13 protein-coding genes, 2 tRNA genes, 2 rRNA genes and 1 pseudogene are annotated in these 21,173 nt (G+C 57.7%); 8 read left to right on the plus strand and 10 right to left on the minus strand.

Features of this window, described 5'->3' with window-relative positions; translation table 11 throughout:
- Window positions 1-89: 89 nt before the first annotated feature.
- Entirely contained in the window at window positions 90-1,172 is a 1,083-nt protein-coding gene (locus AB4N76_RS17425) for a BMP family ABC transporter substrate-binding protein (protein WP_077432445.1), read from the minus strand.
- Between the two features lie 300 nt (window positions 1,173-1,472).
- Here AB4N76_RS17425 and AB4N76_RS17430 point away from each other — a divergent pair, with 300 nt between their 5' ends.
- Window positions 1,473-2,561 (plus strand): calcium:cation antiporter, encoded by a 1,089-nt coding sequence (locus AB4N76_RS17430; protein ID WP_077432431.1) that lies wholly within the window; start codon window positions 1,473-1,475, stop codon window positions 2,559-2,561.
- 97 nt (window positions 2,562-2,658) lie between these two features.
- Here the strand turns inward: AB4N76_RS17430 and AB4N76_RS17435 are convergent, their stop codons facing one another.
- The 3 genes and pseudogenes from AB4N76_RS17435 to AB4N76_RS17445 all read right to left on the minus strand — a co-directional run bounded on the left by AB4N76_RS17435 (window position 2,659) and on the right by AB4N76_RS17445 (window position 5,332).
- Entirely contained in the window at window positions 2,659-3,999 is a 1,341-nt protein-coding gene (locus AB4N76_RS17435) for an 8-oxoguanine deaminase (protein WP_460164619.1), read from the minus strand.
- Between the two features lie 271 nt (window positions 4,000-4,270).
- Window positions 4,271-4,956 (minus strand): annotated as a pseudogene (locus AB4N76_RS17440) (SDR family oxidoreductase).
- A 25-nt stretch (window positions 4,957-4,981) separates the two neighbouring features.
- Window positions 4,982-5,332 (minus strand): MerR family transcriptional regulator, encoded by a 351-nt coding sequence (locus AB4N76_RS17445; RefSeq protein ID WP_077432433.1) that lies wholly within the window; start codon window positions 5,330-5,332, stop codon window positions 4,982-4,984.
- An 82-nt stretch (window positions 5,333-5,414) separates the two neighbouring features.
- On the opposite strand from AB4N76_RS17445, the gene AB4N76_RS17450 reads away from it, so the two are divergent.
- Complete coding sequence (locus tag AB4N76_RS17450) at window positions 5,415-5,855, plus strand: hypothetical protein (protein ID WP_046032955.1); 441 nt, start codon at window positions 5,415-5,417, stop codon at window positions 5,853-5,855.
- 40 nt (window positions 5,856-5,895) lie between these two features.
- Here the strand turns inward: AB4N76_RS17450 and AB4N76_RS17455 are convergent, their stop codons facing one another.
- The 6 genes from AB4N76_RS17455 to AB4N76_RS17480 form a co-directional block, all read right to left on the minus strand.
- Window positions 5,896-6,822: an ABC transporter permease gene (locus AB4N76_RS17455; protein WP_077432435.1), complete on the minus strand. Its 927-nt coding sequence runs from the start codon at window positions 6,820-6,822 to the stop codon at window positions 5,896-5,898.
- On the minus strand, window positions 6,822-7,928 hold the full coding sequence (locus tag AB4N76_RS17460) for an ABC transporter permease (RefSeq protein WP_046032953.1): 1,107 nt from the start codon (window positions 7,926-7,928) through the stop codon (window positions 6,822-6,824). The genes AB4N76_RS17455 and AB4N76_RS17460 overlap by 1 nt, the downstream gene beginning before the upstream one ends.
- A gap of 27 nt (window positions 7,929-7,955) precedes the next feature.
- Window positions 7,956-9,521 (minus strand): ABC transporter ATP-binding protein, encoded by a 1,566-nt coding sequence (locus AB4N76_RS17465; protein WP_046032952.1) that lies wholly within the window; start codon window positions 9,519-9,521, stop codon window positions 7,956-7,958.
- A 532-nt stretch (window positions 9,522-10,053) separates the two neighbouring features.
- Window positions 10,054-10,635 carry an IMPACT family protein gene (locus AB4N76_RS17470; RefSeq protein ID WP_460163292.1) on the minus strand — a complete coding sequence of 194 codons (582 nt, stop codon included), beginning with the start codon at window positions 10,633-10,635 and terminating at the stop codon, window positions 10,054-10,056.
- Window positions 10,636-10,642: 7 nt separating this feature from the next.
- Window positions 10,643-11,293 carry a TetR/AcrR family transcriptional regulator gene (locus AB4N76_RS17475; protein WP_460163293.1) on the minus strand — a complete coding sequence of 217 codons (651 nt, stop codon included), beginning with the start codon at window positions 11,291-11,293 and terminating at the stop codon, window positions 10,643-10,645.
- 192 nt (window positions 11,294-11,485) lie between these two features.
- Complete coding sequence (locus AB4N76_RS17480) at window positions 11,486-12,406, minus strand: LysR family transcriptional regulator (protein ID WP_007940170.1); 921 nt, start codon at window positions 12,404-12,406, stop codon at window positions 11,486-11,488.
- A 124-nt stretch (window positions 12,407-12,530) separates the two neighbouring features.
- On the opposite strand from AB4N76_RS17480, the gene aptA reads away from it, so the two are divergent.
- The 6 genes from aptA to AB4N76_RS17510 all read left to right on the plus strand — a co-directional run bounded on the left by aptA (window position 12,531) and on the right by AB4N76_RS17510 (window position 21,027).
- A complete protein-coding gene (gene aptA / locus AB4N76_RS17485; RefSeq protein ID WP_046032949.1) occupies window positions 12,531-13,880 on the plus strand; it encodes an omega-aminotransferase AptA in 1,350 nt (449 codons plus the stop codon).
- 143 nt (window positions 13,881-14,023) lie between these two features.
- Complete coding sequence (locus AB4N76_RS17490) at window positions 14,024-15,517, plus strand: CoA-acylating methylmalonate-semialdehyde dehydrogenase (RefSeq protein ID WP_046032948.1); 1,494 nt, start codon at window positions 14,024-14,026, stop codon at window positions 15,515-15,517.
- A gap of 568 nt (window positions 15,518-16,085) precedes the next feature.
- Window positions 16,086-17,622 (plus strand): 16S ribosomal RNA (locus AB4N76_RS17495).
- A gap of 81 nt (window positions 17,623-17,703) precedes the next feature.
- Window positions 17,704-17,780: transfer RNA gene (locus AB4N76_RS17500), tRNA-Ile, on the plus strand.
- Window positions 17,781-17,810: 30 nt separating this feature from the next.
- Window positions 17,811-17,886: transfer RNA gene (locus AB4N76_RS17505), tRNA-Ala, on the plus strand.
- 249 nt (window positions 17,887-18,135) lie between these two features.
- Window positions 18,136-21,027 (plus strand): 23S ribosomal RNA (locus tag AB4N76_RS17510).
- Together the 16S and 23S rRNA genes with 2 tRNA genes alongside form the textbook arrangement of a ribosomal RNA operon.
- Window positions 21,028-21,173: the final 146 nt, after the last annotated feature.

Raw genomic sequence — 21,173 nt, forward strand, 5'->3', positions numbered from 1 at the left:
GAGCTTGCTCGCGATGAGGCCAGGTCAGTCACATCACTGCTGAATGACAGACCGCTATCGCGAGCAAGTACAGTGTTGGGTTGGGGGAGCTACTTCGGGATATCGGCCTTCATGCCTTCGACGTAGTAGTTCATCGACGCCAGTTGCGCAGTGGTCGCACTGACGCCTGCCGGGATTTTCTCCGTGCCGGCCTGATCCTTGATCGGCCCGGTAAACGGCTGCAACGCGCCGCTCTTGATGTCGGCAATGATCTGCTCGGCTTCGGTTTTCACCGCCGCAGGCACCAGGTCGCTGATCGGCAGTTCAACCGTGCCTTCCTTCAAGCCGCCCCAGTAATCCTGCGATTTCCAGTCGTGGTCGAGCACGCTTTGGGTCGCTTGAACGTAGTGCGGGCCCCAGTCGTTGACGATGGAGGTCAGCACGGCTTTCGGGCCGAAGTGCGCCATGTCCGAAGCGTAGCCGACGGCGTACACACCACGACGTTCGGCCGCCTGGATCGGTGCCGGGCTGTCGGTGTGCTGGAACACCACGTCCACGCCCTGGTCGATCAGCGCGTTGGCGGCGTCGGCTTCCTTGCCTGGATCGAACCACGAATTGACCCACACCACTTTGATCTCGGTGCCGGGGTTGTACTTGTTCAGGGCCAGTTGAATGGCGTTGATGTCGCGGATCACTTCCGGGATCGGGAACGAGGCGACATAGCCGATCTTCTTGGTCTTGGTCATCTTCGCCGCGAGGAAACCGCCGACGTAGCGGCCCTCGTAAGTGCGCGCCAGGTAGGTGCCGAGGTTCTTGTCCTGCTTGTAGCCGGTGGCGTGTTCGAAGGTCACCTTGGGAAACTGCCTGGCGACTTTCAGGGTCGGGTTCATGTAGCCGAAAGACGTGGTGAAGATCAGGTCGTAGTTGTCCTTGGCCATGTTGCGGATTACCCGCTCGGCGTCAGCGCCTTCGGCGACGTTCTCCACGTAGTTGGTGGTGATCTGGTCGCCGAATTTTTCGGCGAGCACTTTGCGTCCCTGTTCATGCTGATACGTCCAGCCGTGGTCACCGATTGGACCGATGTAGACGAAACCGACTTTCAGCGGGACGGCGGCACTGGCGATCAGGCTGGCGCTCAGACCGATGGCGGCGGCGACGGCGCAAAGCAGCTTCTTCAGCGGACGGTTATGCATGAATTCGAACTCCATGTTGTTGTGAGGTTGGCAGGGGCAATGCAAATTGCTGACCAACAGGACAACAAACATCACGAGATCGCGTAACGGCCATCGCGGGCAAGCCCGGCTCCTACATGACCTGCGCAAATCCTGTGGGAGCGGGCTTGCCCGCGATGAGGTCGGTGCGGCCAATAAAAGTGCATGGCCAGACAGGGTTGCCATCCACTGGTGCGCTAAGGTCTAACGAAACGTTAGCGCCGCACCGCAGTCAGTAGCTCACCGCACTGATTTCGCGCCACTGCGCAAAAAGGTATCGCGATGCTCAGACTTCTCAGGCAAGAAACCTTTCTGCTGCTGGCCGTCCTCGCTGCCGTTGTTGCGTACCCGCTGGAGCACTGGATGCTCCACAGTGGCCAACCCGCCGCGCTGGCCGCTGGACTGGTGTTGATTGCGTTCATCGTCGCCGCCTCCATGCGCGTCGCCCGTCACGCTGAGTTGCTGGCGGAAAAAGTCGGCGATCCCTACGGCACGATGATCCTGACGCTGGCGGCGGTGCTGGTGGAAGTGGTGATCCTGGCGATCATGATGAGCAACGAAGCCTCAAAGACGTTGGTGCGCGACACGATTTACTCGGCCGTGATGCTCGACATCAACGGCATCCTCGGCCTGGCGGCGTTGATGGGCGGTCTCAAGCATGGCGAGCAGTCCTACAACGATGACTCGGCACGCAGCTACAGCGTGATGATTCTGACCGCCATGGGCGTATCGATGGTGGTGCCGGAGTTCATTCCCGAGGCCAACTGGAAACTCTATTCGGCCTTCACCATCGGCGCGATGGTTGTGCTCTACGCATTGTTCCTGCGGATGCAGGTTGGTCCGCACAGCTACTTTTTCAGCTACAGCTACCCGGAAAAACGCCGCCGGAAAGTCCCGGAAGAAGAACCGGAACCGGTCAATCTGGCGCTGAGTATCGGCACGTTGGTGTTTGGCGTGGTGGTGATCGGTGCGTTGGCCGAAGTGATGTCCAAAACCCTGGATCTGGGCTTGCAAGGAACGGGGGCGCCGCCGGTGATAACTGCGATTCTGGTGGCGGCCATTTCGGCTGCGCCGGAGATTCTGACGGCATTGCGCGCGGCATTGGCCAATCGCATGCAGTCGGTGGTCAACATCGCGATGGGCGCGTCCTTGTCGACGGTCATCCTGACGGTGCCGGTGATGGAAGCGATGGCGCTTTACACTGGCCAACCGTTCCAGATGGCGATGACGCCGGTGCAGACGGTGATGATTTTCATCACCCTGATCGTCAGCGCGATCAACCTTAACGATGGCGAAACCAACGCCATCGAAGGCATGACCCACTTTGTGCTGTTTGCGACGTTCATCATGTTGTCGTTGTTGGGCCTTTAAAAGCATCGCGGGCAAGCCATGCTCCTACAGGTACAGCGTCGCTCTCAAGAACGATGCAAATCCTGTAGGAGCAAGGCTTGCCCGCGATGGCGTCCTATCAGACGCCGGCGATCAACTGCCGGGCAGCCTGACTGTGATCGGCAATCAGGCCCTTCAGGTCCAGGCCTTCGACCTGCCCGTCAATCACACGCCACTTGCCGCCCACCATTACCCGGTCCGCGCGATCCGCGCCACACAGCAGCAACGCCGACACCGGATCATGGCTGCCGGAGAAGCGCAGTTCGTCGAGTTTGAACAGCGCCAGGTCCGCCTGCTTGCCGACCGCCAGTTCGCCGATATCGGTGCGTCCCAGCAAACTCGCCGAACCCTTGGTAGCCCAACCGAGCACCAACTCCGGCGTGATCTTTTCTGCGCCATAACGCAGACGCTGGATGTACAGCGCCTGGCGGGTTTCGAGCATCATGTTCGACGCATCGTTGGACGCCGAACCGTCTACCCCCAGACCGAGCAACGCGCCGGCGGCCGTGAGATCCAGCGTCGGGCAGATGCCGGAAGCGAGGCGCATGTTCGAACTCGGGCAATGGCAAATACCGGTGCCGGCGGTGCCGAGGCGGGCGATCTCGTCCGGGTTGAAGTGGATACCGTGCGCCAGCCACGTACGCGGGCCGAGCCAGCCGACGCTGTCCAGATAATCCACGGTGCGCAGGCCGAAGCGTTGCAGGCAGAAGTCTTCTTCGTCGAGGGTTTCGGCCAGGTGCGTGTGCAGGCGCACGTCGAGTTTGTTCGCCAGTTCGGCGCTGGCCGACATGATCTCCGGTGTCACCGAAAACGGCGAGCACGGCGCCAACGCGATCTGGATTTGCGCACCGTCGCCGCGTTCATGGTATTCGGCGATCAAGCGCTGGCTGTCGGCGAGAATCACTTCGCCTTCCTGCACGGTTTGCTGTGGGGGCAGGCCGCCGTCCTTTTCGCCGAGGCTCATGGAACCGCGTGTGAGCATGGCGCGCATGCCCAGTTCACGGACGCTTTCGACTTGCACGTCGATCGCGTTTTCCAGGCCTTCGGGAAACAGGTAATGGTGATCGGCAGCAGTGGTGCAGCCCGACAGCAGCAACTCGGCCAGCGCGACTTTGGTGGCGAGGGCGAGTTTTTCCGGGGTAAGACGGGCCCAGACCGGGTACAGGGTTTTCAGCCACGGGAACAACGGCTGGTTGACCACCGGCGCCCAGGCACGGGTCAGGGTTTGATAGAAATGGTGATGGGTGTTGATCAGCCCCGGAAGGACCACATGCTCGCGGGCATCGAAGACTTCATGGCAAGGCGTGGAGGGTTGCTGTCCCAGGCCGAGCACTTCGACGATCAAACCGTCTTGCACTACCAGGCCACCACGGGCATCGAGGCCATTGGCAGTAAAAATGGAGAGGGGGTTTTTAACCAGGTACGGGTCGCAGGCATGTTGGCCGGCTCCTCTGAAAGTGGGGTTCAGGTTAGCCAGCTCAGTGATTACCCTGTCTGCTGATCCAGGGTCGCCGCGGGGGCGAGGGGCGCAGTTTCGGACAAAATGCTGTTCCGGGCAAGCCCGGCCCGACCAGACAACACAAATCCCTGTAGGAGCCGGGCTTGCCCGCGATGCAGGCGCCGCGGTCTGTCAGCGAAACCTGGTTGATGCGATCGCGGGCAAGCCCGGCTCCTTCAGTCGGCGGAGTTGTTTACCAGGGAATGGTTTCACCCCGGTAATTCACAAAATGATGCCCGCCCTTGCCGGTATAGGCATTGACCTGATCAACCAGACCACGGGTGCTGGTGTCGACATCGATGTCCGCGCCTTCACCGCCCATGTCGGTTTTCACCCAGCCTGGGTGCAGCGACAGCACGGTGAGTTTTTGCTCGCCCAGTTGCGTCACAAAGCTGTTGGTCATGGAGTTCAACGCTGCTTTGCTGGCCTTGTACAACGCCAGTTCAGGCGCGTCGGGCATGGTCACGCTGCCCAGTACCGAACTCATGAACGCCAGCACGCCGCTGTCTGGACGAATCTGTCCGACGAAACGCTGGGCCAGATTGATCGGTGCCACGGCGTTGGTAAAAAATAACTGGCCGACTTCGGCCAACGTGGCACCACCGGGTGTTTGCACGTCCGGGCCCTTGACCCCGGCATTTACAAACAACAGATCGAACACCTCGCCTTTGAGTTGTTCGCTGAGGGCGATCACCGCGGGCTGATCGTCCATGTCGAGTTTCTCGATGCGCACGTCGCCCAACGCCTGCAACGCTTCAGCATTCTGTGGATTACGCACGGTGGCGGTCACTTGCCAGCCGTCAGCCAGCAGGGTTTTCACCAGACCGAGGCCCAGGCCCCGGAGGCGCCGATGATAAGGGCGGTTTTTGCCTTGGACATGAGTGGCTTCCTTGAAAAATGAGGATCATGGATTCAGTGGACAGCGTTGCCCGAGCCGTTGTTGCAACTCGTGACGCAACGCGCCGAGTTCATCCATCCGGGCTTCGATCAGTTTGAGTTTGTCTTGCAGCAATTGCGTGACGGCACTGTCTGGATCAGGTGATTGCCAGATGGCCGCGACGCTGTTGCCGATTTCGCCGAGGGTAAACCCCAGTCGCTGAGCGGTTTTGATGTACTGCACCAGTTGCACCATGTCCGCCGGGTAGTCGCGATAACCATTGGCGCTGCGTTGCGCCGCGATCAGTCCGCGCTGCTCGTAGAAGCGCAGCGTGTCGCGGCTGACGGCGCTGGCCTGGGCTAATTCACCGATGCGCATGTTGGCGTCTCGAGAGGGCTTGACCCTGGAGCATACTCCAGGCTTTAGCCTTGTTGCTCCCCGAATTTATGGAGCAATGCCGATGTGGACTTCAACGCAATATCGCCGGGTAGTGCAAGGCAGTGCCTGGTATGACTTGATCGTGACGGCGGCGTTTGCCACGCCGTGGAGTTTTGCGACGTTGCACGGGGTGTTGACGAGTGTGAGCCAGGCGTTGGATTTGCCCGGCGAGCTGCCTGCGTTTGAACCGATGCACATGTTGATGGCGAATCTGTTGGGGTCGATTGTGTGCGTGTGGGCGGTGCTGCGGATTCGTGATCCGCAGCAGGTTTATGGCCGGTATGACGCGGTCGGTCGATTCCTGTTTTCGGCTTGGCAGCTCTATGCCTTGCTGCATGGGGCCAGTTCTTTGCTGGTGGTTTTCCTGATCTTTGAGTTGGCCTGGGGCGTGGTTCAGGTGTTGCCTGTTCGGCAGTCATCGCTGGCAAGCCATGCTCCTACAGGCCCAGCGCCAAACCTGTAGGAGCCGAGCTTGCTCGCGATGGGGCTCGCCCGGCTAGCCGCTAATGCCCGGCCTGCCACGGCTGGCCTAACGAAACCGGCGCATACAATCGCGTACGCACCGCATCTCGCGAGAGCAGCACCAACACCACAATCGTCGCGACATACGGCAGCATCGCCAGCAGGCTCGAGGGTATCGCCAGCCCCAATCCCTGCGCCACCAGGTGCAGGATGCTGGCGAGGCCGAACAGATACGCCCCCAGCAGCAAGCGCCACACCCGCCAACTGGCGAACACCACCAGCGCCAATGCAATCCAGCCGCGTCCGGCGCTCATGTTCTCCGCCCACATCGGCGTGTATGCCAGGGACAGATACGCCCCGGCCAATCCGGCCATCGCGCCGCCAAACAACACCGCCAGCGTGCGCACCGCCAACACCGGCAAGCCCAGGGCACTCGCTGCATCCGGGCTTTCCCCGACCGCCTGAATGATCAGCCCGACGCGGCTTTTCAAAATCACCCAGGCCACCAACGCAAACAGCGCGAACGACAAATACACCAGCAGATCCTGTGCAAACAGCATTCGCCCGATCAGCGGGATTTCACTCAGATAGGGAATCGCCACCGGTTCAAAACCGCTCAACGGTTTACCGACCCACGCCGCGCCGACAAACGTCGACAGGCCCACGCCGAAAATCGTCAGCGCCAGGCCAGTGGCTACCTGATTGGCGTTGAACACCAGCGCGACTAACGCAAACAACGACGACAGCAGCATCCCTGCGAACATCGCCAACAGCACACCAAGCCAGAGGTTGCCGCTGTTCAGCGCAACGATAAAACCGATCACCGCGCCAAACAGCATCATGCCTTCCTGGCCGAGGTTGAGGACGCCGCTTTTCTCGCAAATCAATTCACCCAGCGCCACCAACAGCAACGGTGTGCCACAACGGACCATGGCGTAGAAAATATTGCTCAGCAGATCGATATCCATCACAGCGCTCCTGCGTGTACGGCGGTGGCGGGTGCGCGGCGGGCCCAGCGCAGGTTCAAACGTGGCCGATAGAGAATCAGCACATCGCTGGCCAGCAGGAAAAACAGCATCATTCCCTGGAACAGTTGGGTGATGGCTTGTGGCAGGTTCATGCTCATTTGCGCGCTCTCGCCACCGATGTACAGCAACGCCATCAACAGGCTCGAAAACACAATGCCGACAGGATTCAGCCGCCCGAGAAACGCTACGGTAATCGCCGCATAGCCATAGCCGGGCGAGACCTGCGGCACCAATTGACCGATCGGCCCGGTCACCTCACACACGCCGGCCAACCCCGCCAAACCGCCGCTGATCAGCAGCACCAGCCAGATCAGCCGTTTCTCGCGAAACCCGACGAACCCCGCCGCGCGCTTGTCCAGCCCCAACACTTTGATCTGAAAACCGACAAAGCTTTTCTGCAACAACACCCAGACCGCGACCAACGCCAGCAAGGCGAAATACACCCCGGCGTGAACCCGGCCGTCTTCGGTCAGCAAGGGCAAACGGCTGAAGTCCCCGAACATCGCTGACTGCGGAAAATTGAACCCCTCCGGGTCTTTCAACGGCCCATGCACACAAAACAGCAGCAGGTTCAGGGCGATGTAATTGAGCATGATGCTGGTGAGGATTTCGTTGGCGTTGAAGCGCGTGCGCAACCAGGCGGTCAGCCCGGCCCAGGCTGCACCGGCCACGGTGCCGACGAGCAAAATCAGCACCAGTGCCCAGCGACTTTGCAGGTCAATGATGTTCACCGCCAAGGCACTGCCGGCCAATGCGCCGAGCAGTAATTGACCTTCCGCGCCGATGTTCCAGATGCGTGCCTGATACGCCACGGCCAAGCCCAATGCGCACAGCAGAATCGGCAGCGCTTTGACCAGCAGCTCGGATACGCCGTACCCATCGCTGATCGGCGCAATCAACAGCGTGTGCAAGGTGAGCAGCGGATCGTGGCCCAGCGCGACAAACAGTAATGAGCCACAGCCCAGCGTCAGCACCGCCGCCAACAACGGTGAGCACCAAAGCATCAGGCGCGATTGCTGGCCACGGGGTTCGAGAGAAAGCAGCATGGAAAGCTCCGATAAACAGTTAAGCCGTTAAACCGTTGCGGGTTCAGGTGATTGATTGGCATCGAACTGGCCGGCCATCCAGGCGCCGACGTCAATCAGGCGCGTGTCGACAGTGGCTTTGAGCGGCGACAGCCGCCCGCTGCACAACGCGCCGAGGCGGTCGCTGATCTGGAACAATTCGTCGAGGTCTTCGGAGATCACCAGAATCGCTGCGCCGGCATCGCGCAAGGCAATCAGCGCGCGGTGAATGGTCGCGGCGGCGCCGACGTCCACGCCCCAAGTCGGGTGTGCGGCGATCAGCAGTTTGGGTTGCTGGAGGATCTCCCGGCCGAGGATGAATTTCTGCAAGTTGCCACCGGAGAGGCTGCGGGCTGGCGTTTGGGTATCGGGGGTTTTTACGCCAAAGCGCTTGATGATTTCTTCGGCCAATGCTTCAACCTTTGCGCGCTGAATCAACCCGTGGCTGACCAGCCTTTGTTGAAACGCTGTGAGCAGCGCGTTGTCCGCCAGACTCAAATCCGGCACCGCGCCGTGACCCAGGCGTTCAGCCGGCACGAAGGCGAGGCCGAGCTTGCGCCGTGCATCAGGCCGCAGGTGGGCGACGGGTTGCCCGCCGAAACTGATCGTCGATCCGTCGTTGTGGCTCAGTCGTTCTTCGCCGCTGAGCAGGGCCAGCAATTCATCCTGACCATTACCCGCGACACCGGCGATGCCGACGATTTCACCGCTGCGCACCTCAAGATCAACGCCTTTGAGCGAGCAGCCGAACGGGTCGGGGTTGGGCCAGGACACGCCGTTGATAGCCAGAAACGCATTGCTGGCCACGACCTTCGGGTAGTCCGTTATCAACTCTGCCGCTTCACCTACCATCAGCCGCGCCAATTGTTGGTCCGAGCATTCGGCCGGCACGCAATGCCCGGCCACTCGACCGCCGCGCAACACTGTCGCGCTGTGGCACAGCGCCCGGACTTCACCGAGCTTGTGGCTGATAAACAGAATGCTGCAGCCTTCGGCGGCGAGTCGGCGCAAGGTGACGAACAATTCCTCGGCCTCTTGCGGGGTCAGCACCGAGGTTGGTTCATCGAGGATCAGCAAGCGGATGTCTTGCATCAGGCAGCGAATGATTTCTACCCGTTGCCGCTCGCCAATGGACAGGCTGTGGACAAGTCGCTCCGGCTCCAGCGCCATGCCATAACGTCGGGACACTTCACGAATTTTCGGTTCAAGCTGTTTCGGTGTGCCACCCGCCCGGCCCATCGCCAGTGCGATGTTTTGCGCCACGCTCAGTGTTTCGAACAGCGAGAAATGCTGGAACACCATGCCGATCCCAAGGCCTCGGGCCTGGGCGGGGTTGCGCATGGTCACGCGTTGCCCTTGCCAGATCATCTCTCCCGAATCGGCTTGGGTGACGCCGTAGATGATCTTCATCAGCGTACTTTTACCGGCGCCGTTTTCCCCGAGCAGGGCATGGATTTCGCCAGGCGCAATGGTCAGGTCGATAGCGTCGTTGGCCAGGCAGCCGGGGTAGCGTTTGCTGATGCTGCGCAAGTGCAGGCGCGGCGTTTGATCGGGGATCGGCACGGGGTTGGGCATGACTGACTCGGGTCGACAGGAGTGATGCCTGTGGATAAAGCAATTTCCTGGCCATTGAGTCAGGAAAGCCGGCAGTCCCTGCAAGCACGGCTCTCAAGGACGAGGCATTGCTATCTCTCGAGGCTAAGTCAGGCACTACTTCAGGGCAAACCGATTGATCAGGCCCCGGTTTTGCTCGTCGGCAGTTGGTTAAAAAACGAACAACTGCTCGCAAGCCATGCCAGATATGGGGCGGCGACAGCCATGAACGGGTTATCCACAGATTGCTCCACAGTATTTGTGCGCAAGCTCAAAGGACGGGCATAAGCACTGTACGGCTATCTTCTAAAGGTGATAAACCGCGCTAACTATTTGTTTTTACGCGAATTTACGGTGAGTGATGGCGAATTGGACGAAAAGTGAACAAAGCCCGCAAACCCGCATGACAGAAGGGTTACAGGCACCTGTGCTCAGGTTATCCACAGGCGGGTGCACAGTAGATGTGGGCAAATCTCTAACGTCGACGGAATAAGGATGAACGTTGTTGGTGCGTTCAGTGCTGCAACACAATGCGCCCGCGACTCAAGTCCGCCAGCTGCGATTGCAGAGCACTGATGTGCGCTTTCCCCACTGCCAATTGCAGTTCGACGCCGTTGGCGGTGAACGTTTCTTCCACGACCAGCCCGCCCAGTTCCGCCACACGAAGTTTCACCAGCGCCAGTTCGCCGAAGGCGCAGGCACAACTGACGGGTACGCGACTGATCAGCTCAATCTTCGGCGCGGCTTGCAGGCACTTGTTGGCGCCGCCGCCATAGGCACGGGCGAGGCCGCCGGTGCCCAGTTGAATACCGCCATACCAGCGAATCACCAGCACCGCGACCTGGTCGCAGTCCTGTGCTTCGATGGCGGCCAGAATCGGCCGGCCAGCGGTGCCTCCGGGCTCGCCATCGTCGTTGCTGCGGTACTGATCGCCGAGCTTCCACGCCCAGCAATTGTGCGAGGCATTAAGGTCGCTGTGCTGTTCGAGGAACGCCTGGGCGTCAGCCGGGCTTGAGATCGGTGCGGCGAAGGTGATGAAGCGGCTTTTGCGAATCTCTTCGCGGTATTCGCAAAAGTCGCTGAGGGTAAAAGGCATAGGGATCTTAAATAACAGGGGTCAGGCCGCAGCCTTTGAGGATGATGCGGATCAGGTTGTTGCCGGCTTCTTCCATGTCTTGTTTGGTCAGTTTGGTACGCCCGCTGACCCGGCAGATCTGTGTGGCGAAGTCGGCGTAATGCTGAGTGCTGCCCCACAACAGGAAGATCAGGTTGACCGGATCAACCGGGTCCATTTTGCCGGCGTCGATCCACGCCTGGAACACCGCCGCCCGGCCCTGGAACCAGGCCCGATAATCCTGGTTGAAATACTCGGTCAGGCATTCGCCGCCGCTGATCACTTCCATGGCGAAGACCCGCGACGCTTGTGGCTGGCGACGGGAAAACTCCATCTTGGCGCGGATATAACGCGTCAGCGCTTCGGCCGGATCATCCTCGGCGGTCAGGGTATTGAAGGTGCTGTCCCACAACTCGATGATGTTGCTCAGCACCGCCACGTACAAACCGAGTTTGTTGGTGAAGTAATAATGCAGGTTCGCCTTGGGCAACCCGGCATTCAGGGCGATGGTGTTCATGCTGGTGCCTTTGAACCCGTGCCGGGCGAACTCGTCTTCGGCGGCTTTGATGATGGTCTCTTCGTTCTTCTGACGAATGCGGCTGGCAGGTTTGCCGCCATGAGCTGGGACTTCAAAGGTCATAGGCACTTCCAGTCGGGTAGGTGGGTGCAGCCATTGCGTTGATAGCGCACCCATGGGCTTCAGACAAGTCCCGGCACAATAAAACCCCTTGTACTTGTAGGAGCCGAGCTTGCTCGCGATGGCGGCTTAACCCCCAACATTGATATTGACAGACCTGACGCCATCGCGAGCAAGCTCGGCTCCTACGGTATTTCAGCGCGTTGCGGCGAGACTTTCGAGGAAACTTTCCAGGACCAAATGCGGACGGCGGCCCTTGCGCGTGACCGATGCAAGGCTCAGGTCATAGAAACGTGCCTTCGGTTTCAAGGCGCGTAAACGACCTTGCTGCACCCAGAGGCTGGCGTAATGGTCCGGCAGGTAACCAATGTACCGGCCGGTCAGGATCAGGAACGCCATGCCTTCACGGTCCGAAGCGCTGGCGGTGCAATTGAGCGCCTGGTAATGGGCCTGGATCTCCGCCGGCAAGCGGAAGGTCGGGGCAATCGCGTCCTGGCTATTGAGACGCTCGTCATCGAGTTGTTTGTCGTCGACATAAAACAGCGGATGTCCGACCGCGCAGTACAGCAGCGAGCGTTCGCTGTAGAGCGGCTGATATTCCAGCCCTGACAGCGCGCTGGCCTGCGGGACTACGCCGACATGCAAACGGCCATCGAGCACGCCTTGTTCAACTTCATTGGGCGCGATCATGCGGATCTGGATTTGCACGTCCGGGCCGCGTTCCTTCAATTGCGCCAAGGCGTGGGTGATGCGCATGTGGGGGAGGGTGACCAGGTTATCCGTCAGGCCGATGGTCAATTCGCCACGCAAGTGTTGGTGCAGGCCGTTGACCTCGGTGCGGAAACTTTCCAGCGCACTTAATAGCTGCAAGGCCGATTGGTACACCTCGCGACCTTCTTCGGTCAGGGAAAATCCGGCGCGACCGCGTTGGCACAACCGCAAGCCCAGGCGCTGTTCCAGATCACTCATTTGCTGGCTGATGGCCGAACGACCGATCCCCAGCACGCTTTCCGCCGCCGAGAAGCCGCCGCACTCGACCACGCTGCGAAAGATCCGCAATAAACGGATATCAAAGTCGCTGACTTGCGCGAGTGGATCAGGGCGACGGGTGCTCATAGTTTAGTAACAGCCTGACTGAACGTTAGAAAAGTTGGATTTCACAGACTTTATCCCCGTGGCAATTTAGCTGCAAGAACGCTTTTGATCTCTACGCCGCTTATTGCCCTGCGAGGTTTTGCCCATGAACTTGCCTGAAAACGCCCCGACTTCCCTGGCCAGCCAGCTCAAGCTTGATGCTCACTGGATGCCCTACACCGCCAACCGTAACTTCCAGCGCGACCCGCGCCTGATTGTCGGCGCTGAAGGCAGCTGGTTGATCGACGACAAGGGCCGCAAGGTTTATGACTCGCTGTCCGGTCTGTGGACCTGCGGCGCCGGGCACACTCGCAAGGAAATCCAGGAAGCGGTCGCCAAGCAATTGGGCACGCTCGATTACTCGCCAGGCTTCCAGTACGGCCATCCGCTGTCGTTCCAGCTGGCTGAGAAAATCACCGACCTGACCCCGGGCAATCTGAATCACGTGTTCTTCACCGACTCAGGTTCCGAGTGCGCTGACACGGCGGTGAAGATGGTTCGCGCTTACTGGCGTCTGAAAGGCCAGGCCACCAAGACCAAAATGATCGGCCGTGCCCGTGGTTACCACGGTGTGAACATCGCCGGCACCAGCCTTGGCGGTGTGAACGGCAATCGCAAGATTTTCGGTCAGGCGATGATGGACGTTGATCATCTGCCGCACACACTGCTGGCGAGCAATGCCTACTCCCGTGGTATGCCTGAGCTGGGCGGCATCGCGCTGGCCGACGAGCTGTTGAAGTTGATCGAACTGCACGACGCTTCGAACATCGCCGCCGTATTCGTCGAGCCACTGGCCGGCTCCGCTGGCGTGCTGGTTCCGCCTCAGGGCTACCTCAAGCGTCTGCGCGAGATCTGCGATCAGCACAACATCCTGCTGGTGTTCGACGAAGTGATCACCGGTTTCGGTCGTACCGGCAAAATGTTCGGTGCCGATACTTTTGGCGTCACCCCGGATCTGATGTGCATCGCCAAGCAAGTCACCAACGGCGCGATCCCGATGGGCGCGGTGATTGCCAGCTCCGAGATCTACCAGACCTTCATGAACCAGGCGACGCCTGAGTACGCCGTGGAATTCCCGCACGGCTATACCTATTCCGCGCACCCGGTGGCCTGCGCCGCTGGCCTGGCAGCACTCGACTTGCTGCAAAAGGAAAACCTCGTACAGAGCGTCGCCGATGTTGCACCGCATTTCGAAAACGCGCTGCACGGCCTGAAGGGCACGAAAAACATTATCGACATTCGTAACTACGGCCTGGCCGGTGCCATCCAGATCGCACCGCGTGATGGCGACGCGATCGTGCGTCCGTTCGAAGCGGGCATGGCGTTGTGGAAAGCCGGGTTCTACGTGCGCTTCGGCGGCGACACCCTGCAGTTCGGCCCAACCTTCAACAGCAAGCCGCAAGACCTTGATCGTCTGTTCGACGCGGTCGGCGAAGTGCTGAACAAGATCGACTGATTTCAACAAGACCTGTAGGAGCCGAGCTTGCTCGCGATGGCGTATTCACAGGCGCCATCACGGCTTGGTTTATACCCAGAGCTATCTATATAGAAGGCGCGTCTGATTGGGCGCGCCTGTGGACAACTTTTCAGGAGCGCTACATGAGCCTTATCCCGCATTTGATCAATGGCGAACTGGTGACCGAAGACGGTCGCACGGTTGACGTGTTCAACCCGTCCACTGGCCAGGCCATTCGCAAGCTGCCATTGGCCAGTCGCGAAACCATTCAGAAGGCAATCGACGCCGGCAAGGCTGCATTCCCGGCCTGGCGTAACACGCCGCCGGCCAAACGTGCACAAGTGATGTTCCGCTTCAAGCAACTGCTGGAACAGAACGAAGCCCGCATTGCTCAGTTGATCAGCGAAGAGCACGGCAAGACCCTGGAAGATGCGGCGGGTGAGTTGAAGCGCGGTATCGAGAACGTCGAATTTGCGTGCGCAGCGCCGGAAATCCTCAAGGGCGAATACAGCCGCAACGTCGGCCCGAACATCGATGCCTGGTCGGACTTCCAGCCGTTGGGTGTAGTGGCTGGTATTACTCCGTTCAACTTCCCGGCGATGGTGCCGCTGTGGATGTATCCGCTGGCGATCGTCTGCGGCAACTGCTTTATCCTCAAGCCTTCGGAGCGCGATCCAAGCTCCACGCTGCTGATCGCTCAACTGCTGCTGGAAGCCGGCCTGCCTAAAGGCGTGCTGAACGTCGTGCATGGTGACAAGGCTGCGGTGGATGCGCTGATCGAAGCGCCGGAAGTCAAAGCGCTGAGTTTCGTGGGTTCGACGCCGATTGCCGAATACATCTACGCCGAAGGCACCAAGCGCGGCAAGCGCGTCCAGGCACTGGGCGGTGCGAAGAACCACGCGGTGCTGATGCCGGATGCAGACCTGGATAACGCTGTCAGCGCACTGATGGGCGCGGCGTATGGTTCTTGCGGCGAACGCTGCATGGCGATCTCCGTGGCCGTGTGCGTAGGTGATCAGGTGGCGGATGCGTTGGTGGCCAAACTGGTGCCGCAGATCAAGGCGCTGAAAATCGGTGCGGGTACCAACTGTGGTCTGGACATGGGGCCTCTGGTGACTGGTCAGGCACGTGACAAGGTCAGCGGGTATGTAGAAGACGGCGTTTCTTCCGGCGCGACGCTGGTGGTGGACGGCCGTGGTCTGACCGTGGCGGGTCACGAGGAAGGTTTCTTCCTGGGTGGCTGCCTGTTTGATAACGTCACGCCAGAGATGCGCATCTATAAAGAAGAGATCTTCGGGCCGGTGTTGTGCGTCGTTCGGGTCAACAGCCTGGAAGAGGCGATGCAGCTGATCAACGATCACGAATATGGCAACGGCACCTGCATCTTCACCCGTGACGGTGAAGCGGCGCGGTTGTTCTGCGATGAAATCGAAGTGGGCATGGTCGGCGTTAACGTACCGCTGCCGGTGCCGGTGGCTTACCACAGCTTTGGTGGCTGGAAGCGTTCACTGTTCGGCGACTTGCATGCCTATGGCCCGGACGGCGTGCGTTTCTACACGCGCCGTAAAGCCATCACTCAGCGCTGGCCGCAGCGCGCGAGCCATGAAGCTTCGCAATTCGCATTCCCTAGCTTGTAAGTAGAAGGGAAGAAGGCCGGCCCCTTGGGGCCGGCCTTTGTGTTTCCGGGGTTTTTTGACCCATATGACAGAATTGTGAAATTAAGTGTTGACGGCAGATTCAGGATGTCTATAATTCGCCCCACTTCCGGCGCAGTCGAAACGGAAAACTCCTTGGTAAACAAAGAGTTACGCAGTTTTCGGCAGTGAGTGGCTTCAGTTCATCGAAGTCCGAAAGGAGTTGAAAAAGAGGTGTTGACAGCAGCGTGTAACGCTGTAGAATTCGCCTCCCGCTACCGAGTGATCGGAAGCGCAAGTGGTTGAAGTTACAAAGGAAACTTTGAAAACTTCTGAAAATAACCACTTGACAGCAACAGAGGCTGCTGTAGAATGCGCGCCTCGGTTGAGACGAAAGATCTTAACCAACCGCTCTTTAACAACTGAATCAAGCAATTCGTGTGGGTGCTTGTGGAGTCAGACTGATAGTCAACAAGATTATCAGCATCACAAGTTACTCCGCGAGAAATCAAAGATGTAACCAACGATTGCTGAGCCAAGTTTAGGGTTTCTTAAAAACCCAAAGATGTTTGAACTGAAGAGTTTGATCATGGCTCAGATTGAACGCTGGCGGCAGGCCTAACACATGCAAGTCGAGCGGTAGAGAGAAGCTTGCTTCTCTTGAGAGCGGCGGACGGGTGAGTAATGCCTAGGAATCTGCCTGGTAGTGGGGGATAACGTTCGGAAACGGACGCTAATACCGCATACGTCCTACGGGAGAAAGCAGGGGACCTTCGGGCCTTGCGCTATCAGATGAGCCTAGGTCGGATTAGCTAGTTGGTGAGGTAATGGCTCACCAAGGCGACGATCCGTAACTGGTCTGAGAGGATGATCAGTCACACTGGAACTGAGACACGGTCCAGACTCCTACGGGAGGCAGCAGTGGGGAATATTGGACAATGGGCGAAAGCCTGATCCAGCCATGCCGCGTGTGTGAAGAAGGTCTTCGGATTGTAAAGCACTTTAAGTTGGGAGGAAGGGTTGTAACCTAATACGTTGCAATTTTGACGTTACCGACAGAATAAGCACCGGCTAACTCTGTGCCAGCAGCCGCGGTAATACAGAGGGTGCAAGCGTTAATCGGAATTACTGGGCGTAAAGCGCGCGTAGGTGGTTCGTTAAGTTGGATGTGAAATCCCCGGGCTCAACCTGGGAACTGCATTCAAAACTGTCGAGCTAGAGTATGGTAGAGGGTGGTGGAATTTCCTGTGTAGCGGTGAAATGCGTAGATATAGGAAGGAACACCAGTGGCGAAGGCGACCACCTGGACTGATACTGACACTGAGGTGCGAAAGCGTGGGGAGCAAACAGGATTAGATACCCTGGTAGTCCACGCCGTAAACGATGTCAACTAGCCGTTGGGAGCCTTGAGCTCTTAGTGGCGCAGCTAACGCATTAAGTTGACCGCCTGGGGAGTACGGCCGCAAGGTTAAAACTCAAATGAATTGACGGGGGCCCGCACAAGCGGTGGAGCATGTGGTTTAATTCGAAGCAACGCGAAGAACCTTACCAGGCCTTGACATCCAATGAACTTTCCAGAGATGGATCGGTGCCTTCGGGAACATTGAGACAGGTGCTGCATGGCTGTCGTCAGCTCGTGTCGTGAGATGTTGGGTTAAGTCCCGTAACGAGCGCAACCCTTGTCCTTAGTTACCAGCACGTTATGGTGGGCACTCTAAGGAGACTGCCGGTGACAAACCGGAGGAAGGTGGGGATGACGTCAAGTCATCATGGCCCTTACGGCCTGGGCTACACACGTGCTACAATGGTCGGTACAGAGGGTTGCCAAGCCGCGAGGTGGAGCTAATCCCAGAAAACCGATCGTAGTCCGGATCGCAGTCTGCAACTCGACTGCGTGAAGTCGGAATCGCTAGTAATCGCGAATCAGAATGTCGCGGTGAATACGTTCCCGGGCCTTGTACACACCGCCCGTCACACCATGGGAGTGGGTTGCACCAGAAGTAGCTAGTCTAACCTTCGGGAGGACGGTTACCACGGTGTGATTCATGACTGGGGTGAAGTCGTAACAAGGTAGCCGTAGGGGAACCTGCGGCTGGATCACCTCCTTAATCGACGACATCAGCTGCTCCATAAGTTCCCACACGAATTGCTTGATTCATTGAAGAAGACGAAAGAAGCAGCCCGAAATTGGGTCTGTAGCTCAGTTGGTTAGAGCGCACCCCTGATAAGGGTGAGGTCGGCAGTTCGAATCTGCCCAGACCCACCAATTTTGTGTGGGAAACGCCTGTAGAAATACGGGGCCATAGCTCAGCTGGGAGAGCGCCTGCCTTGCACGCAGGAGGTCAACGGTTCGATCCCGTTTGGCTCCACCACTACTGCTTCTGAAGTTTGAAAGCTTAGAAATGAGCATTCCATCGTTGAGATGGTGAATGTTGATTTCTAGTCTTTGACTAGTTCGTTCTTTAAAAATTTGGGTATGTGATAGAAAGATAGACTGAACGTTACTTTCACTGGTAACGGATCAGGCTAAGGTAAAATTTGTGAGTTGCTCTTAATTGAGTATTATCGAATTTTCGGCGAATGTCGTCTTCACAGTATAACCAGATTGCTTGGGGTTATATGGTCAAGTGAAGAAGCGCATACGGTGGATGCCTTGGCAGTCAGAGGCGATGAAAGACGTGGTAGCCTGCGAAAAGCTTCGGGGAGTCGGCAAACAGACTTTGATCCGGAGATGTCTGAATGGGGGAACCCAGCCATCATAAGATGGTTATCTTGTACTGAATACATAGGTGCAAGAGGCGAACCAGGGGAACTGAAACATCTAAGTACCCTGAGGAAAAGAAATCAACCGAGATTCCCTTAGTAGTGGCGAGCGAACGGGGACTAGCCCTTAAGTGGCTTTGAGATTAGCGGAACGCTCTGGAAAGTGCGGCCATAGTGGGTGATAGCCCTGTACGCGAAAATCTCTTGGTCATGAAATCGAGTAGGACGGAGCACGAGAAACTTTGTCTGAATATGGGGGGACCATCCTCCAAGGCTAAATACTACTGACTGACCGATAGTGAACTAGTACCGTGAGGGAAAGGCGAAAAGAACCCCGGAGAGGGGAGTGAAATAGATCCTGAAACCGTATGCGTACAAGCAGTGGGAGCCCACTTTGTTGGGTGACTGCGTACCTTTTGTATAATGGGTCAGCGACTTATTTTCAGTGGCGAGCTTAACCGAATAGGGGAGGCGTAGCGAAAGCGAGTCTTAATAGGGCGTCTAGTCGCTGGGAATAGACCCGAAACCGGGCGATCTATCCATGGGCAGGTTGAAGGTTGGGTAACACTAACTGGAGGACCGAACCGACTACCGTTGAAAAGTTAGCGGATGACCTGTGGATCGGAGTGAAAGGCTAATCAAGCTCGGAGATAGCTGGTTCTCCTCGAAAGCTATTTAGGTAGCGCCTCATGTATCACTGTAGGGGGTAGAGCACTGTTTCGGCTAGGGGGTCATCCCGACTTACCAAACCGATGCAAACTCCGAATACCTACAAGTGCCGAGCATGGGAGACACACGGCGGGTGCTAACGTCCGTCGTGAAAAGGGAAACAACCCAGACCGTCAGCTAAGGTCCCAAAGTTATGGTTAAGTGGGAAACGATGTGGGAAGGCTTAGACAGCTAGGAGGTTGGCTTAGAAGCAGCCACCCTTTAAAGAAAGCGTAATAGCTCACTAGTCGAGTCGGCCTGCGCGGAAGATGTAACGGGGCTCAAACCATACACCGAAGCTACGGGTATCACTTAGGTGATGCGGTAGAGGAGCGTTCTGTAAGCCTGTGAAGGTGAGTTGAGAAGCTTGCTGGAGGTATCAGAAGTGCGAATGCTGACATGAGTAACGACAATGGGTGTGAAAAACACCCACGCCGAAAGACCAAGGTTTCCTGCGCAACGTTAATCGACGCAGGGTTAGTCGGTCCCTAAGGCGAGGCTGAAAAGCGTAGTCGATGGAAAACAGGTTAATATTCCTGTACTTCTGGTTATTGCGATGGAGGGACGGAGAAGGCTAGGCCAGCTTGGCGTTGGTTGTCCAAGTTTAAGGTGGTAGGCTGGAATCTTAGGTAAATCCGGGATTCTAAGGCCGAGAGCTGATGACGAGTGTACTTTTAGTACACGAAGTGGTTGATGCCATGCTTCCAAGAAAAGCTTCTAAGCTTCAGGTAACCAGGAACCGTACCCCAAACCGACACAGGTGGTTGGGTAGAGAATACCAAGGCGCTTGAGAGAACTCGGGTGAAGGAACTAGGCAAAATGGCACCGTAACTTCGGGAGAAGGTGCGCCGGTGAGGGTGAAGCATTTACTGCGTAAGCCCATGCCGGTCGAAGATACCAGGCCGCTGCGACTGTTTATTAAAAACACAGCACTCTGCAAACACGAAAGTGGACGTATAGGGTGTGACGCCTGCCCGGTGCCGGAAGGTTAATTGATGGGGTTAGCTAACGCGAAGCTCTTGATCGAAGCCCCGGTAAACGGCGGCCGTAACTATAACGGTCCTAAGGTAGCGAAATTCCTTGTCGGGTAAGTTCCGACCTGCACGAATGGCGTAACGATGGCGGCGCTGTCTCCACCCGAGACTCAGTGAAATTGAAATCGCTGTGAAGATGCAGTGTATCCGCGGCTAGACGGAAAGACCCCGTGAACCTTTACTATAGCTTTGCACTGGACTTTGAATTTGCTTGTGTAGGATAGGTGGGAGGCTTTGAAGCGTGGACGCCAGTTCGCGTGGAGCCAACCTTGAAATACCACCCTGGCAACTTTGAGGTTCTAACTCAGGTCCGTTATCCGGATCGAGGACAGTGTATGGTGGGTAGTTTGACTGGGGCGGTCTCCTCCTAAAGAGTAACGGAGGAGTACGAAGGTGCGCTCAGACCGGTCGGAAATCGGTCGTAGAGTATAAAGGCAAAAGCGCGCTTGACTGCGAGACAGACACGTCGAGCAGGTACGAAAGTAGGTCTTAGTGATCCGGTGGTTCTGTATGGAAGGGCCATCGCTCAACGGATAAAAGGTACTCCGGGGATAACAGGCTGATACCGCCCAAGAGTTCATATCGACGGCGGTGTTTGGCACCTCGATGTCGGCTCATCACATCCTGGGGCTGAAGCCGGTCCCAAGGGTATGGCTGTTCGCCATTTAAAGTGGTACGCGAGCTGGGTTTAGAACGTCGTGAGACAGTTCGGTCCCTATCTGCCGTGGACGTTTGAGATTTGAGAGGGGCTGCTCCTAGTACGAGAGGACCGGAGTGGACGAACCTCTGGTGTTCCGGTTGTCACGCCAGTGGCATTGCCGGGTAGCTATGTTCGGAATAGATAACCGCTGAAAGCATCTAAGCGGGAAACTAGCCTCAAGATGAGATCTCACTGGGACCTTGAGTCCCCTGAAGGGCCGTCGAAGACTACGACGTTGATAGGTTGGGTGTGTAAGCGCTGTGAGGCGTTGAGCTAACCAATACTAATTGCCCGTGAGGCTTGACCATATAACACCCAAGCAATTTGCGTCGAAAGGCCAGATTGCGGTGTGTGAAGACGAAACGAACCGAAAGTTCGAGATACTCACAAAACACCCAACTATCGCATACCCAATTTGCTGAAGCGCGGCCGACTGGCCACGATTCGGTACCCG

Source organism: Pseudomonas sp. S2_F03 (genome assembly GCF_054668335.1).